This is a genomic window from Streptococcus sp. M143, from assembly GCF_000162495.1.
Classification (GTDB): domain Bacteria; phylum Bacillota; class Bacilli; order Lactobacillales; family Streptococcaceae; genus Streptococcus; species Streptococcus dentisani.
Genome location: NZ_GG730097.1, coordinates 32254 through 48051, shown reverse-complemented (window position 1 = coordinate 48051; position 15798 = coordinate 32254). Strand labels below are relative to the sequence as shown.

12 protein-coding genes and 2 pseudogenes are annotated in these 15798 nt (G+C 40.3%); 1 reads left to right on the top strand and 13 read right to left on the bottom strand.

Features of this window, described 5'->3' with window-relative positions; all coding sequences use genetic code 11:
* Positions 1–13: 13 nt before the first annotated feature.
* The 5 genes and pseudogenes from HMPREF0850_RS06895 to HMPREF0850_RS13125 all read right to left on the bottom strand — a co-directional run bounded on the left by HMPREF0850_RS06895 (position 14) and on the right by HMPREF0850_RS13125 (position 5483).
* A complete protein-coding gene (locus tag HMPREF0850_RS06895; protein WP_000864032.1) occupies positions 14–1045 on the bottom strand; it encodes a 3-deoxy-7-phosphoheptulonate synthase in 1032 nt (343 codons plus the stop codon).
* 1 nt (position 1046) lies between these two features.
* Complete coding sequence (locus HMPREF0850_RS06890) at positions 1047–2078, bottom strand: 3-deoxy-7-phosphoheptulonate synthase (RefSeq protein WP_000232182.1); 1032 nt, start codon at positions 2076–2078, stop codon at positions 1047–1049.
* Positions 2079–2157: 79 nt separating this feature from the next.
* Positions 2158–4671, bottom strand: coding sequence for a preprotein translocase subunit SecA (gene secA / locus HMPREF0850_RS06885; RefSeq protein WP_001274103.1), 2514 nt, complete (start codon positions 4669–4671; stop codon positions 2158–2160).
* 160 nt (positions 4672–4831) lie between these two features.
* Complete coding sequence (locus HMPREF0850_RS06880; protein ID WP_000472760.1) at positions 4832–5122, bottom strand: hypothetical protein; 291 nt, start codon at positions 5120–5122, stop codon at positions 4832–4834.
* Between the two features lie 18 nt (positions 5123–5140).
* Positions 5141–5483 (bottom strand): annotated as a pseudogene (locus HMPREF0850_RS13125) (hypothetical protein).
* Positions 5484–5691: 208 nt separating this feature from the next.
* On the opposite strand from HMPREF0850_RS13125, the pseudogene HMPREF0850_RS12785 reads away from it, so the two are divergent.
* Positions 5692–6902 (top strand): annotated as a pseudogene (locus tag HMPREF0850_RS12785) (ISL3 family transposase).
* Positions 6903–7019: 117 nt separating this feature from the next.
* Here the strand turns inward: HMPREF0850_RS12785 and ftsX are convergent.
* The 8 genes from ftsX to HMPREF0850_RS06825 form a co-directional block, all read right to left on the bottom strand.
* The gene (ftsX, locus tag HMPREF0850_RS06860; protein ID WP_000625563.1) at positions 7020–7946 is read right to left on the bottom strand and encodes a permease-like cell division protein FtsX; all 927 of its coding nucleotides are present in this window, start codon (positions 7944–7946) and stop codon (positions 7020–7022) included.
* Positions 7939–8631, bottom strand: coding sequence for a cell division ATP-binding protein FtsE (ftsE, locus tag HMPREF0850_RS06855; RefSeq protein WP_000022255.1), 693 nt, complete (start codon positions 8629–8631; stop codon positions 7939–7941). Before ftsE ends, ftsX begins: the two co-directional genes overlap by 8 nt.
* An 18-nt stretch (positions 8632–8649) precedes the next feature.
* Positions 8650–9745, bottom strand: a protein-coding gene (gene prfB / locus HMPREF0850_RS06850; RefSeq protein ID WP_125838340.1) for a peptide chain release factor 2 whose coding sequence is annotated in 2 segments (ribosomal slippage) — positions 8650–9672 and positions 9674–9745 — 1095 coding nt in all. Because the reading frame shifts where the segments join, the coding sequence is not laid out codon by codon here.
* Between the two features lie 111 nt (positions 9746–9856).
* Positions 9857–10513: a CBS domain-containing protein gene (locus tag HMPREF0850_RS06845; protein WP_000268640.1), complete on the bottom strand. Its 657-nt coding sequence runs from the start codon at positions 10511–10513 to the stop codon at positions 9857–9859.
* 133 nt (positions 10514–10646) lie between these two features.
* Entirely contained in the window at positions 10647–12074 is a 1428-nt protein-coding gene (locus tag HMPREF0850_RS06840) for a cytosine permease (RefSeq protein ID WP_000041464.1), read from the bottom strand.
* 132 nt (positions 12075–12206) lie between these two features.
* Complete coding sequence (locus tag HMPREF0850_RS06835; RefSeq protein ID WP_000041462.1) at positions 12207–13634, bottom strand: cytosine permease; 1428 nt, start codon at positions 13632–13634, stop codon at positions 12207–12209.
* A 1-nt stretch (position 13635) separates the two neighbouring features.
* The gene (locus tag HMPREF0850_RS06830; RefSeq protein ID WP_000805401.1) at positions 13636–13821 is read right to left on the bottom strand and encodes a hypothetical protein; all 186 of its coding nucleotides are present in this window, start codon (positions 13819–13821) and stop codon (positions 13636–13638) included.
* A 1-nt stretch (position 13822) separates the two neighbouring features.
* Positions 13823–15601: a phosphotransferase gene (locus HMPREF0850_RS06825; protein ID WP_000947697.1), complete on the bottom strand. Its 1779-nt coding sequence runs from the start codon at positions 15599–15601 to the stop codon at positions 13823–13825.
* Between the last annotated feature and the right edge of the window lie 197 nt (positions 15602–15798).

Sequence of the window (15798 nt, the reverse complement as noted above, 5' to 3'; positions counted from 1 at the left end):
CCATCCTTTTCACTTATTTTGTTAAGGTAGTATAAATTTCTTCTACCAAGGCTACTGTATTTTCCCAACCTAGACAAGGGTCAGTTATGGAGCAACCAAAGACCTCTGGTTGGTTTTGACGACCATCTGCTAGGTAAGATTCGATCATAAAGCCTCGAACCGTCTTTTTAATCTTTTCATTCCAGTCACGATTCAGCAAGGCTTGACGAACAATGCGAATTTGTTCCATATACTGCTTGCCAGAATTGTCATGATTGGTATCGATGATAATGAAGGGATTTTCAAGTCCCATAGTCTCATAGCGATTGATGGCATTTAAGAGTGTTTCATAGTAGAAATTGGGTTCATTTTTACCATATTCGTTCATGGCACCACGAAGGATAACGTGGGCCAAAGGATTTCCTGAAGTTTCCACTTCTTGCCCATGGTAAAGGAAGGTTTGCTTGTTTTGAGCTGCATAGATAGCATTAAACATGACTCCAAGGTTTCCAGATGTTGGATTTTTCATCCCAACCGGAGCATCAATCCCAGAGGCTACAAAGCGGTGTTCTTGGTCTTCCACTGAACGAGCCCCTACAGCATGGTAGCTGACCAGATCATCAACCAAAACGAGATTTGACGGATAAAGCATCTCATCAGCTGTTGTCAAGCCCGTCTCCGTAATCACACGATAGTGCAGCTGACGAACAGCCTGCAAACCATTGATGAGACTAGGCGCTTCGCTGGTATTTGGTTGATGAATCAAGCCCTTATAACCATCTCCATTAGTACGAGGTTTAGCCGTATAGACACGCATCACGATAAAAATTTTATCCGCAACTTTTTTCTGCAAGTCTGCTAAGCGATGAGCATATTCCAAAACAGCTTCTTCATTGTCTGAAGAGCAAGGTCCCATCACCAAAAGGATTCGGTCGTCCTCACTCGAGATGATGGCTGCCAACTCTCTATCGCGGGCTTCTTTCTTTCGCAAGGCTTCAGGTGACAACTGGGTCGCAGCCTTGATTGCTTCAATATCTATTTCTTGACCTTTTTCGATAAATGCCATCTTACTCTCCTAGCGTTTGGTAAATTTCGCGAACAAGTGCTTCTGTGTTGTCCCATCCGAGACACGGATCTGTAATGGACTTACCAAAAACTTCTGGTTCATTTTGACGTCCATCTTCTAGATAAGACTCAATCATGAAACCACGAACATATTTCTTGATTTTCTCATTCCAGTCACGGTTAATCAAGGTCTGACGAACGATACGGATTTGATCCATGTACTGCTTGCCTGAATTGTCATGATTGGTATCGATGATGATAAATGGATTTTCCAAGCCCATCTTTTCATATTGGGCAATGGTATCCATCAAATTGTCATAGTAGTAGTTAGGAATATTTTTCCCGTATTCATTCAAGGCACCGCGAAGAATGGCGTGGGACAATGGATTTCCGGTCGTTTCCACCTCTTTACCGAGGAAAAGGAAACTCTGCTTATTTTGCGCTGCGTAAATCCCGTTAAACATAACATTGAGATTTCCAGATGTTGGATTTTTAAATCCTGTTGAGAAATCTGCTCCACTCGCTACAAAACGGTGCTGTTGATCTTCTACAGAACGAGCTCCAACAGCCATATAAGAAATCAAATCATCCACCAGCGGAAGATTTTCAGGATAAAGCATCTCATCCGCTGTTGTCATACCAGTCTCGGTAATCACACGGTAGTGGAGCTGACGAACAGCCTTGATCCCATTGATCAAGCTAGGGGCTTCTGTCGCATTTGGTTGATGAATCAAACCCTTATAGCCATCTCCATTGGTACGAGGTTTAGCTGTATAGACACGCATGACCATAAAAATACGGTCTTTGACCTCTTCTTGCAAAGCAGATAGACGCTTAGCATACTCGAGGACTGCCTCTTCATTATCAGATGAACATGGTCCAATCACCAAGAGAATACGCTGGTCTTCCCCACGGATGATGGCTTCCAATTCCTGATCACGTTGGTTTTTTCTCGCAAGAGCAGCTCCCTCTAATTTAGACAAGGCGCGAACTTCTTCAATGTTAATTTTAGGACTTTTAGCTGTAAATACCATGATTCATCTCCTTATAAAGCAAACGGACACCAAGTAAAAATGTATTTTCACCAGGTATCCGCCTGTATCTTATCTCATATTATTGTCTCTTACCATGACAGTTCTTGAATTTCTTACCAGATCCACATGGACATTGGTCATTGCGTCCGATTTGGCTCAAGTCCACATCTTCTGGAAGATGAGTCTGTTGCGCTGCGATATTACGAGTTGCAGTCGTACTGATATTGTGTTCCGTTTGTGGTCTTTCCTGTTCGTGGATTTGCGCTTTCATCATCAAACGAGTGACGTCAAATTCAATTGACCCAATCATGTCGTTAAACATGCGGAAACCTTCTGCCTGATATTCTACAACAGGGTTGTTTTGGGCATATCCACGAAGACCAACAGCATTTCGCAACTGGTCAAGGGCATCAATATGATCTGTCCACTTGTTGTCTACAACACGTAGAATCAGAACCTTTTGGAACTCTTTCACTGCATCTTCATCACGAAGTTTGGCAACTTGGTTATCATAAACCTTCAATGCACGTTGATACAGCTCATCTTTGATGGCTTGATCTGACAGACCTGCAAGATCTGAACGGCTGATTGAATCTTCTGGAAGCAGGTTATACTTAGCAAAGTTCAGGATTGCTTCCAGTTTTTCATCTTCCTTAGAACGTGCATGTGCATCCACGATACGTCCAATGGTACGACGGATCATAGCATGGATTTCTGGGGCCAAGTCACGATCTGCAGTAATGACATCATAACGTTGTGCATAGATGATTTCACGTTGTTCACGCATGACATCATCGTATTGAAGGACTTGTTTACGAGTGTCGTAGTTGTTTCCTTCGACACGTTTTTGAGCTGATTCCACTTGACGCGTTAACATGCGAGATTCGATGGCTTCGTCAGACATATTGAGACGTTCAAAAACACCTTTCAAACGTTCTGAACCGAAACGTTTCATCAAATCATCTTCAAGAGACAAGTAGAATTGTGACTCACCTGGGTCTCCTTGACGTCCTGAACGTCCACGAAGCTGATTATCAATACGGCGACTTTCGTGACGTTCTGTACCAATGACGCAAAGTCCACCAAGTTCACGAACCCCTTCACCAAGCTTGATGTCAGTACCACGACCGGCCATGTTGGTAGCGATGGTAACTGCGCCACGTTGACCAGCATTCATGATGATTTGCGCTTCTCTGTAGTGGTTTTTCGCATTCAAGACTTCGTGAGGAACACCTGCTTCGACCAATTTCTTAGAAAGAAAATCACTGGTTTCAACGGCAACCGTACCTACCAAGACTGGCTGACCTTTTTGATAACGTGCCTTCACATCTTCAACTACAGCCTTGAATTTTGCATCAAGACTTGCATAGAGAAGGTCTGAGTGGTCAATACGTTGGATTGGACGGTTGGTTGGGATTGGGATGACACGAATGTTGTAGATTTCGCGGAATTCTTCTTCTTCTGTTTTACCAGTACCCGTCATACCTGCCAATTTCTTATACATACGGAAGAGGTTTTGGTAGGTAATAGAAGCTGAAGTCTTAGTTTCGTCTTGAATTGGCACACCTTCCTTGGCTTCAATCGCCTGGTGCAAGCCATCAGAATAACGACGACCTTCCATGGTACGACCTGTAAATTGATCGACAATCAAGATTTCCTGCTCTTCACTAACCACATAGTCAATATCGAGAATCATGATATAGTTGGCACGAAGGGCATTATCGATAAAGTGAGTAAGAGCCACATTTTCAATATCGTAGAGATTTTCCAGTTTGAAGTAGCCTTCAGCCTTGTCAATCCCTGAATCAGACAAACCAATAGTCTTAGACTGGATGTCAATGATATAGTCATCTTTGTCCAAAGATTTGACAAAGTGATCCGCCATATGATACAGCTGACTAGTTTCCACAGCATTGGCTCCTGAAACGATCAAAGGAGTACGAGCCTCATCAATCAAGATCGAGTCAACCTCATCGACCAAAGCATAGTTGAGCGGACGCTGTACCATGTTTTCTGCCCGAACAACCATGTTGTCACGAAGGTAGTCGAAACCAATCTCTGAGTTGGTTGAGTAGGTAATATCACAGAGATAGGCTTCTTTCTTCTCCATTGGTGACTTAGCAGCCAAATTAATCCCTACTGACAAACCAAGCCATGAGTACAATTCACCCATCTCAGTTGCATCACGTTCGGTTAGATACTCGTTGACCGTTACTACGTGAACCCCTTCACCTGCTAGAGCGTTGAGGTATACAGGCATCGTCGCTGTCAAGGTTTTCCCTTCACCAGTACGCATCTCTGGAACGTCACCATGGTGAAGAACGATTCCACCCATGACCTGAACCTTATAAGGAAACAGTCCAAGGACACGTTTTGCTGCTTCACGTACTACCGCAAAAGCCTCATAGAGCAATGAATCAAGCGACTCACCCTTGTTGTAACGTTCCTTAAATTCATCTGTTTTTGCTTTTAGCTGGTCATCCGTCAAGGCTGCCATCTGATCTTCATATTTGAGAACCTTGTCTGCCATCTTTTCCAGACGACGAAGTTCTCCTTTATCATTTTCGATAATCGTTTTTAAAATATTAGCCATTATTTTCCTTACTTTAGATTCTGAATATTTTAGAATGTTCTTTTAATTCTAGCATATTTGCTCTTAATTTTCAAGAAAGAATCCGCGTTTTAACAGGGAAAAGAGGCTGACTTCTAGGTCAGCCTCTTGGCTTTTTATGGACTACATTTCACACAAAAATTTAATTGCCAAGCAGAGCTGGCAAAATTCCAAAAATCAGGAAAAGATTGATCCAGAATGCCATGCAAAATAGCACTCCAAAGAGAAAGAGACTTATCCTTTTAGTCAGTACTGAGAAAAAGATTGCCAATACACCAAAGACGACAAAGAGTTTTTTCATGATGAAGAAATAAATCGAAACTCCTCCTATTTGCAAATCCCATGGAAGACAAAAGACCAGCAGCCATAACAAGCAAATCGTAAGAATGTAGGTCTTGTAGTGTCGATCAATGAACTGCTTTATTTTGAACATCGGAACCTCCTCTAAACTTTAGCTATTGATGGATGTCCTCGTTTTGTTCTCTTGTTTCAGCTTGAACATTCTCTTTAGACAGGCATATATTTTCCAGTCATTCACAAGAGACAAAAAAACTAAAAGGAACCATATCCCCCAAATTGTTAAATCAGCAGGATTTTTCAAGACAATATTGAAAATTAAGAATTAAGAATGAAAAAATTGTAAAAGCGATACTGAACAAAGCCCACAAAGGGAGATAAATCCAGTAAAAGTAATAGAAAAATGCGAAATATTTACTATCTTTGTCCGCCTTCTCAATCCAATGAAAAAAATAAAAGTAGGGTGATAATAGCAATAATATAAAAAATTTCTCCATCACACACCTCTTTTTAATAACGTTTTCTTTGATTTCATTCTATCAAAAAGATCTGGAAATGTCTTCCCAGATCTTACTTGTTTATTGGCTCTATAATATTTGTAGTGGGTCAATCCCCTATAGATATGATGGAGTCTATTTTGTTGTAGAAAAAAGTCCCATAAGATCTATAATGAAAAGCGATCAAACCATCATTAGAAAGATTCATATGGAACCATTATATTTTATCACAAAACTACTCGATATCAAAGACCCAAACATAAAGATTGTAGATATCATCAATAAGAATACACATAAGGAAATCATCGCTAAACTGGACTACGACGCCCCATCTTGTCCTGATTGCGGAACCCAAATGAAGAAATATGACTTTCAAAAACCATCTAAAATTCCTTGCCTCGAAATGACTGGTATGCCTACTAGAATTCTTCTGAAAAAACGTCGTTTCAAGTGCTATCAGTGCTCAAAAACTAGTTGAAAAAACTTCTATGACCGATATCGCTCACCAGCTTTCCATTTCAACTTCAACTGTTCTCCGAAAGTTCAATGACTTCCGTTTTAAACATGATTTTTCTCGTCTTCCAGAGATTATGTCTTGGGATGTTGAAACAGTCAGGGGAGTGACTGTTTCAATCGGGAGATGAAGATGAGCTTTATTGCGCAAGATTTTGACAAGCTTAATATCATCGCTGTCCTTGAGGGTAGAACACAAGCTATCATAAGAAATCACTTTCTTCGATACGATCGAGCTGTTCGTTGTCAAGTGAAAATCATTACAATGAATTTGTTTAGCCCTTACTATGACTTGGCTAAACGACTTGGCTTTCGAATTTCTAAACTCAAGCTAAAACAGTTCCGTGGACTGTTTTACTCCAACACTTAAGCCGTGCTATGAGCCGTGTGCGGGTCCAAATCATGAACCAATTCGATAGAAAATCCCATGAATACAAGGCTATCAAGCGCTACTGGAAGCTCATTCAACAAGAAAGCCGTAAACTCAGCGATAAGAGATTTTATCGCCCTACTTTTCGTATGCACTTAACGAATAGAGAAATTCTAGACAAGCTTTTGAGCTATTCCGAAGACTTAAAACACCACTATAATCTCTATCAGCTCTTGCTTTTTCACTTTCAGAATAAGGAACCGAAGAAATTTTTCGGACTCATTGAGGACAACCTAAAGCTGGTTCATCCTCTTTTTCAGACTGTCTTTAAAACCTTCCTCAAGGATAAAGAAAAGATCGTCAACACTCTCCAATTACCCTATTCCAACGCCAAATTGGAAGCAACGAATAACCTTATTAAACTCATTAAACGAAATGCCTTTGGTTTTCGAAACTTTGAAAACTTCAATAAAAGAATTTTCATCGCTCTCAACATCAAAAAAGAAAGGACGAAATTCGTCCTTTCTCGAGCTTAGCTGACTTCAACCCACTACAGTTAACAAAGAGCCGAAGAAAAAAGAGAAGCTCAAGAAAACTTCTCTTTTAAAATTGTATTATTTCTGATTTGGTCTGCAAGTTGCATTTATATCCAACTAGATCTTCAAGAATCGACGCATTGAAATGCCTGATCCAATTGCCCCAATGAAAATACCAATCACAAACAATAGGACTGTCATCAAAGGGATAAACACATCTGGTGTAATCATTGACAAGTTTTGCCCCACCAAGGATTTATTGACAGATTGATAAACCATATTATAAACAAAGAATACAAGGACTGAAGGAATCGCTGCACCAAATAAACCGATAAAGGCACCTTCAAGTAAGAATGGTCCTCTAATGTAGCCATTTTTAGCTCCTACTAGACGCATGATTTGAATTTCACGGCTCCGAGAAATAATGGTAATACGAATGGTATTGGAAATGAGGAAGACTGCAATAAAAATCAAGAGCCCCGCAATAACCAATCCCCAAACACGGATAAAGGAAGCCAGTTCGAAAAGTCGTTGAGTGTTGGCACCACCGTCTTGAACCTCAGATACCCCTTCAATTTTCTTGGCCTCTTCTGCTACTTTAGGAACATCACTCGGAGAATTGGTATCAACGATATAGGCATCATAGAGAGGATTGGCATCCCCTTCAAAGACCTTCCAGTCCTCCCCCATCGTTTCAGTCAATTTTTGATACTGCTCTTCCTTGCTTGAAAAAGTGACATTCTTAACACCTTGCATGGCTTTTAAGGCATCATAAACCTTGTGGTAGTCATTATTGGTAACTGTCTGACCTTCTTTTTCAATCGTTTCACTATTATCTGCTACATCCTTACGAATGTAAACCATGACCCGAACGTTGTTTTCAATGTCGGTAGCCAGTTTTGCTGTATTAAAAATTACAGATGCAAACAGGGCAACAAGTGTCAAGGTAATCATAACCGAACTCACTGCTGCTACTGTCATCCAGCCATTTCGTTTTAAACTTTTTAATGATTCAAATAAATGGCGAAAAAATCTACTAATCATCGTATCCATATTCTCCTTTAGCTTCGTCACGAACGACACGGCCATTTTCAATGGCAATGACACGGTGGCGCAAGGTATTTACAATTTGACTGTTGTGGGTCGCCATCAAGACAGTCGTACCTTGGAGATTGATGCGTTCCAACAGATTCATAATTTCCCAAGAATTATCTGGGTCCAAGTTTCCTGTCGGCTCATCGGCAATCAAGACCTTAGGATTGTTGACAATCGCACGAGCAATCGCAATCCGTTGCTGTTCTCCACCTGAGAGTTCGTTAGGGAAAGAGCGAACCTTGTGTTTCAAACCGACCAAGTCCAATACTTCCATAACCCGTTTCTTAATATTGCGACGGTTCTCTCCGATAACTTCCATTGCGTAAGCAATATTTTCATAAACAGTTTTCTTAGGCAAGAGTTTATAATCTTGGAAGACTACCCCAACACTGCGACGGAGTAGAGGGATATCTTTCTTCTTGATTTTAACCAAATTAAAGCCTGCAACTGTTAGGCTCCCTTTTTCAATCTTTACTTCTCGATATAAAGCTCGAATAAAGGTTGACTTCCCTGCTCCAGAAGGCCCAACGATATAGGCAAATTCTCCTGGTTCAATACTAAGAGAGACTCCACGAAGAGCAGTCGTTCCGTTATCGTATTTTTTGATAACATCTCGCATTTCAATGATTGACATGTGAGTTCCTTTCTATTCTTAGCTGATTCGCCACTTGAGATAAGCGTCGATGAAACCATCAAGGTCTCCATCCATGACCTTATCTACCTGAGCGACTTCAAAGCTCGTACGGTGATCTTTTACCATGGTATAAGGTGTGAAGACATAAGAACGAATCTGACTTCCCCATGTGATTTCCTTTTTCTCACCTTTGAGGGAGTCGACTTCCGCAGCTTTCTTTTCTTGCTCCATTTGATAGAGCTTGGCTTGCAACATCTTCATAGCACGATCTCTATTTCCATACTGGGTACGATCGACTGTCGATTGAACGACTGTCCCCGTAGGAATGTGTGTCAAACGCACACCTGTTGAAACTTTATTGACGTTTTGTCCACCAGCACCACCTGAACGGAAGGTATCCATTTTGATATCATCTTCACGAATCTCCACTTCGATGGTATCATCCAACTCAGGCATAACCTCAACGGATGTAAATGAAGTATGGCGACGTTTGGCAGAGTCAAATGGCGAAATACGGACTAAACGGTGAACACCCATTTCCGACTTGAGAAGACCGTAGGCATTTGGACCTTCAAAGGACAAGGTCACAGACTTGATACCTGCTTCATCACCAGCTTGGTAATCCAAGACTTCAACTTTAAAGCCTTTGGCATTTCCATAGCGAGTATACATACGGAGCAACATATCACCCCAGTCCTGAGCCTCAGTACCACCAGATCCTGGATGGATCTCCAAAATCGCATTATTATGGTCATAAGGTTCTGACAAGAGAAGCGTCATCTCGTAGCTGGTCATCATCTTATCCAGTTCTGTCAACTGTTCAACCAGTTCATCACGTACAGACTCGTCTTCTGCCAAAAAGTCCAATAAAATCTCAACTTCATCCTGCAACTCCTCCATTTTACGGAAGGTGTTGTAGGTATTTTTTAATTCATTTAATTCTTGCGACGTTTTTTGGGCCGCGATATTATCGTTCCAAAAATCAGGTTCTGTCATCTTGTTTTCCAAGATGGCAATCTCTTCCTCTAGTCCTTCGAGGTCAAAGAGACCCCCTGAAAGAAGCTAATTTTTCACGATTTGCGTCAATTTTTTGACGAATTTCTGAAATGTCCATAAATACTCCTTTATTCACATCGTTTCATTATACCACATTCTCTCATTTCTTTCCATATTTTGCTTGTTATTTCAAATTGTATACAAAAAAGAGGGCTTTCACCCTCCATATTTATAACTTTTTAGCAGAGGTTCGAGCAATCTCCTCTACTTGGATACCTTGCGCTTCAAATTTCTCCTTCAGAAAGGTTAAATCAATCATCCCATCAATTTGAACTTCAATCACGACCTTACCATCCTTGCGCGGAATATTGACTGTGTGTGAAATATTCAGATTTTCTTCTACAATCAAGGTCACAATCTTGCCCAAAACCCCGACTTCATTTTCCGTAATAAACCGAACACGAATTCCTTCCTCGCCGTAGCCAGCGATTTCTAGAAAGGCTTGAAAAACATCACGATCTGTAATCACACCATAAACCTGTTGATTGTCCACAACTGGAAGAATACCGATTTTATTCTTCAACATGAGATAGGTCGCATCTTCTAGACTAGCATAACCTGACACTGTGATGACATCCCGAATCATGACGTCTTTGACTTTGGTCTTATTGAGAAGATAATTCATCTCATAGATGGAGAGACTGGTTGCTTTAGACGGACTGGCTTCAGCAATAGTTCCTTCTGTTACAAGACCAACCAATTGGTCATTTTCGATAACAGGTAAACGGTGCAAGCCTTGCTCGCGCATCAAATCTGCTGCATGTGCTACAGTCGTATCTGGACTGATATAAACTACCTTGCGGGTCATAAAATCTTTAACTGCCATGAGACTTCTCCTTCTTTATTGCTACTATAATTATACACTTTCTTACAAAAACTATCAAACGCTTTCATCTCTTTTTCAAGATTTTGTAACATTCAATCACAAAAAAAGAGAGAAACAACCTTCTCTCTTAAACTTAAATCGTAACGGAATCTCTATCCTTAATCATATAGCGTTTTAAAGGAGTTACGCTAGCTAGCCAGTACAATAGACCACCAAAGATCGCAGTAAAGCCACTACCAGTTGTGAGCAGGAACATAGGACTCTGGATATGCTTTGTTATAGGGTTGTAAACAAATAGTACTGCAACTAACAAGGAAATGATTACACAAGATAATCCTACCAGATTAAATCCTTTGGTAAACTCATAGGCGTCATGTCCTTCAAGGAAATAGGCTGAACGCAAATCGAGTTTTTGTTTTCTTAAGATAAAATAGTCAACAACGATCATTCCGATAATGGGTCCTTGAATATAGGCAGCCAGCGAGATGAAGGAACCAAAGTATTCATCCACTCCTCCCCAGATGGTGAGTAGGCTCACGTAAACCATGGCAATCCAAACCATTAGTTTATAGCTTACTTTAGGCATCCCGCTTTTTACAATCATACAGTTCACGTACGATCCTGTACCCTGAGTTCCAATATTAGCAAAAGCTACCAGTAGTAAACTTAAAAGGGCAAAGGCAGGAGTGCTCAACGTTGAAAGCATCGTTGTTGGGTCACTTTCATAGACACCTGTTTTGACAAACATAGCCAAAGCCATCACTCCACCTGTCGCAGCAAAGAATGGCGCAACAACCCCGTATGACAAGGCTGTAGCCCAATAGCCACTACGTTCTGATTTTGCCAAACGTGGTAAGACAAATGCTTGTGTAGACCAAGAAAAGGCTACGGCCACATTTCCTTCCCCTGACATCATAAAACGTTCAATCGGTGTCAAATTTTCTTGGATGGCAGGTTGGACATTCATAATATCCCTAATCGGAACCGCAACAAAACAGATTCCAACAATGATTAGCCCAACAAATAACAAGGCAACCACCAGGAAGCGATTAGTGCCTTTAATCACCTCTGGCCCCCCAAGAGCAATCAGCGTTCCAAGGAGAACACAGAGAGTGCCTAGAATCGGTGCCCATACTCCCTTGTCTAAACCAAGTCCAAAATTATTTGCCAAATGAATCATGGAGCTGGCAAAAAGATTGGCGGTAACGGCGTACCAACCAAAATTTGCCAGACTAATCACGGTTGATAGAACAGCCACCCCTTTTCTACCTAGAACGGCTCTCAACCAAATCCATAAATCAATTCCATATTTAACCGCAAACAAGATTGGGAGACATTCAATAAAGACCCAGATAATGTTAAAACTAAAAATATTAATCAACATTTGATTAAAGGTCAAATATTGAGCCACATAGGCTCCTTGGGTATAACACCAAGTTGCGATGGCAAAACCACTTGTCGATAAGAAGAGATCCCAGAAAGAATACTGACGATCCTTGTTGGTCATGGGAACGATTCCCGTTATCGTCTCCTGTTGAATGAAGTCATTCATCTTGGACATTTTATTGAATACCTCCTGTCATGGCTAGGATAATCAGAATATGATTGACTAGAATCATATCAATTACTAATGTAAAATTAACTTTCAAAAAAGAGGAAGCAAATAGATATAGATGAAGGTTTTCATTTATCCTTAAATCGTAACAGAGTCCCGATCATTGATCATATAGCGTTTTAACGGAGTTAAGCTAGCTAACCAGTACAATAAACCTCCAAAAATAGCAGTAAAGCCACTACCCGTTGTGATTAAAAAGATTGGGCTTTGAATCTGTGCTGTTACAGGGTTATAAACAAATAGTACCGCTACCAATAAGGAAATAAACACGCAAGACAATCCTACCAGATTAAAGCCATTTGTAAACTCATAGGCGTCATGTCCTTCAAGGAAATAGGCTGAGCGCAAATCAAGTTTTCGTTTTCTTAAGATAAAGTAGTCAACAACGATCATACCAATAATTGGCCCCTGAATATAGGCGGCTAGTGAGATGAAGGAACCGAAGTACTCTTCCACTCCTCCCCAGATTGTAAGTAGGCTCACGTATACCATAGCAATCCAAACCATTAGTTTATAGCTTACTTTGGGCATCCCGCTTTTAACAATCATACAATTCACATACGATCCTGTCCCCTGAGTTCCAATATTGGCAAAGGCTACTAGTAGTAGACTTAAGAGGGCAAAGGCTGGGGTGCTTAGAGTTGACAGCATGGTTGTTGGATCACTTTCATAAACACCTGTTTTGACAAACATGGCTAGAGCCATGACTCCACCTGTCGCAACGAAGAATGGAGCCACAACTCCGTATGATAAGGCTGTAGCCCAATAACCACTACGTTCTGATTTTGCTAAACGTGGTAAAACCAATGCCTGTGTAGACCAAGAAAAGGCAAAGGCAACATTTCCTTCTCCAGAAAGCATGAAGCGTTCTAATGGAGTTAAATCTCCTTGGGTAGCCGGTTGAATATTCATAATATCAGTTATAGGAACGGCGACAAAGCAGATTCCAACGATAATGAGACCGACAATCAACAGGGCGATTACCAAGAATCGATTGGTCCATTTAATCACTTCTGGCCCCCCTAGAGCAATAAGAGTTCCAAGAAGAACACAGAGTGTACCAAGAATAGGTGCCCATACTCCCTTGTCCAAACCAAGACCAAAATTATTTGCCAAGTGGATCATAGAACTAGCAAAAAGATTGGCCGCAACGGCATACCAGCCAAAGTTAGCCAAACTAATAATGGTTGATAACAGGGCTACTCCTTTTTTTCCGAGGACAGCTCTCAACCAAATCCACAAATCAATTCCATATTTAACAGCAAATAAAATTGGAAGACATTCAATAAAGACCCAGATAATATTGAAACTAAAAATATTAATCAACATCTGATTAAAAGTCAAATATTGAGCCACATAAGCCCCTTGGGTATAACACCAAGTAGCAATGGCAAAACCACTTGTCGACAAGAAGAGATCCCAGAAAGAATACTGACGATCCTTATTGGTCATGGGAACAATTCCCGTTATCGTCTCCTGTTGAATAAAGTCATTCATCTTGGACATTTTATTGAATACCTCCTGTCATGGCTAAGATAATCAGAATAAGGTTAATTAGAACCAAGCCAATGACTATAATAAAATCACTTTTTAGAAATGGCTGGGCAAACACATAGTTTGGTGATTCCATTTCTTCTAGCCTTCTTTTCGTTTCATTTGCTATTAATTCTTCAATTTCAGATGTCGGCTTCATCTCAATTCTCCTCCAAATATAAATCTAATGCAAGTTTTCCATACTGCTTGGTATAACGATACCAGATATAAAGAAATTCACCTACGGGTTTTCCAACACTTTCTTGGAACAGGGCCCACAAAAACCAATAATATGAAGTTACTGATACATAGGCAAAATAGTGACGTTTGGTTTTCTTATCTGGAACCTCTTGTAGATAGATTTCAAGTACCTTTTCAGCTTCTTCCACTGTATAATTTGAACACCCGATAAAGGTTCCTAAATCTCCTGCTGGATCTCCCATACCAGAATATTCCCAATCAATCAGGCTCATTTCTCCAGCTTCATTCAACAAGAAATTCGGGCTATAAGAATCTCCGTGGCAGAGAACCTTTTTCGCTTGATCTTCTTGTAGAAACTTCTCAAGAACTGAGACATTCTTATCCAACTCTTCAAGCCCATCAAATTCAAAACGATTGCTAGCCTTTAATTTTTGTCTAAAATCATCAATTCCCTCAAATTGGTCAAAGGAATGTCCCGTTTTTTCTCCAGATTGGTGCAAACGTCTCAAGAGCTCCATTGCTTTTGCTACATCATCCCAATTATCATAATCCAGTTGCTTGGCATTAGGGATAAATTCTGAAATTTTCCAGCCCTCATCCTTGTTCATGGCAACAAAAGTACGATCAATCTTCAATTTTGCAGCAATTTCCATGGAAGCCGCTTCACTAGCACGATCAATATAATTCTCCGTTCCTCTACCTGGATGACGGTAAACATATTTCTTCCCTAGGCAGTCAAATGAAAACGAAGTGTTGGTTAGACCATCTTTCAGGGGTTTAATATTGACAATATCTGAAGCTATACATCCTAATGTCTTACAGATATTATCAATGATTTCCGAATTAGTATTCACCAAATAGTGTTCATCAAACTGACGCAACTCATCTAGTGAATCAAACTCCTTAACAATGTCTGCTGAATAATGCCGAGCTTCCAAAGGAAGTTCTTTGACGTGACGACTATAATAATCTTCCCAGAGCTGTTCGCGATATGGTTCATGCTTAAATTCAGTTTCTAAAATATCTACGAATTTTTCACTAAATGCACGATCAAAATAAACATGCCCCACCATAGCCCAAGTATTCGTCCCACCGATTTGAATATCGATAATCGTGTGATTGGAGTCTTCCTTAGAGCAGTATTCGTCTGTGTCCCCTTCTGCAAATATTGTAGAATAGTAACCCCTGTAAATGTAGCGTTCAAACGGATTTTCTACAAAATAATTATCCGAAGAGCAAATATAAGTGTTAGAAAGTTGATCTCTGACTAGCATGAGAGAAGAACAGTTGTTGTACTTGTAGTAATCATTATTCACAACGATTTTAACGCCAAACTTCTCAGCAAGATAGAACATTTTTTCTTGCAGATAGCCTACAATAACTGTAATGTCCTCTATCCCAGCTTCTTGCAATTGCTTGATTTCTCTCTCAATCAAACGCTCACCTTTAACTTGAAGCAATCCTTTAGGTAGCTCATAAGACAGAGGAGCAAAGCGGCTACTCATACCTGCAGCCATGATAATGGCATTCTTCACCTGATACGGAGCCAAAGCCTCCTCACCTAAGTCAGTTAAGTGATTTTCCTCACTGATCCACTTCTCTTCTTTACATTCCTTGAGAAGATTATTTACCGTCCCCAAAGCGATGTCTAGCTGTTCAGCCAATTGTCTCTGCGTAAAGTTTTCGTCTTTGTGAGTCAACAAAAAACGTAAAAGTTTAAATTGTTTTTCTGATAGCATATCTTCAGCCTCTTTGTTCAATATTTTTGTTTATTTAATTATATGATGAACACATACTTTTGTCAAGTTAGATTCTATATTAAGAAAACGGATGCTCAAATCAGGTTCATCAAAATAGGGACCAAACGAAAAAAGAGCCCCAAATTGGAGCTCTTCAAATTCATCTACAAAACAATCCACTGGATTTGACGATTGCT

Coding starts and splice junctions, on each gene's coding strand:
- HMPREF0850_RS06895 (WP_000864032.1), bottom strand. CDS start 1,045: ATGGCATTTATCGAAAAAGGTCAAGAAATAGATATTGAAGCAATCAAG.
- HMPREF0850_RS06890 (WP_000232182.1), bottom strand. CDS start 2,078: ATGGTATTTACAGCTAAAAGTCCTAAAATTAACATTGAAGAAGTTCGC.
- secA (WP_001274103.1), bottom strand. CDS start 4,671: ATGGCTAATATTTTAAAAACGATTATCGAAAATGATAAAGGAGAACTT.
- HMPREF0850_RS06880 (WP_000472760.1), bottom strand. CDS start 5,122: ATGTTCAAAATAAAGCAGTTCATTGATCGACACTACAAGACCTACATT.
- ftsX (WP_000625563.1), bottom strand. CDS start 7,946: ATGATTAGTAGATTTTTTCGCCATTTATTTGAATCATTAAAAAGTTTA.
- ftsE (WP_000022255.1), bottom strand. CDS start 8,631: ATGTCAATCATTGAAATGCGAGATGTTATCAAAAAATACGATAACGGA.
- HMPREF0850_RS06845 (WP_000268640.1), bottom strand. CDS start 10,513: ATGGCAGTTAAAGATTTTATGACCCGCAAGGTAGTTTATATCAGTCCA.
- HMPREF0850_RS06840 (WP_000041464.1), bottom strand. CDS start 12,074: ATGTCCAAGATGAATGACTTCATTCAACAGGAGACGATAACGGGAATC.
- HMPREF0850_RS06835 (WP_000041462.1), bottom strand. CDS start 13,634: ATGTCCAAGATGAATGACTTTATTCAACAGGAGACGATAACGGGAATT.
- HMPREF0850_RS06830 (WP_000805401.1), bottom strand. CDS start 13,821: ATGAAGCCGACATCTGAAATTGAAGAATTAATAGCAAATGAAACGAAA.
- HMPREF0850_RS06825 (WP_000947697.1), bottom strand. CDS start 15,601: ATGCTATCAGAAAAACAATTTAAACTTTTACGTTTTTTGTTGACTCAC.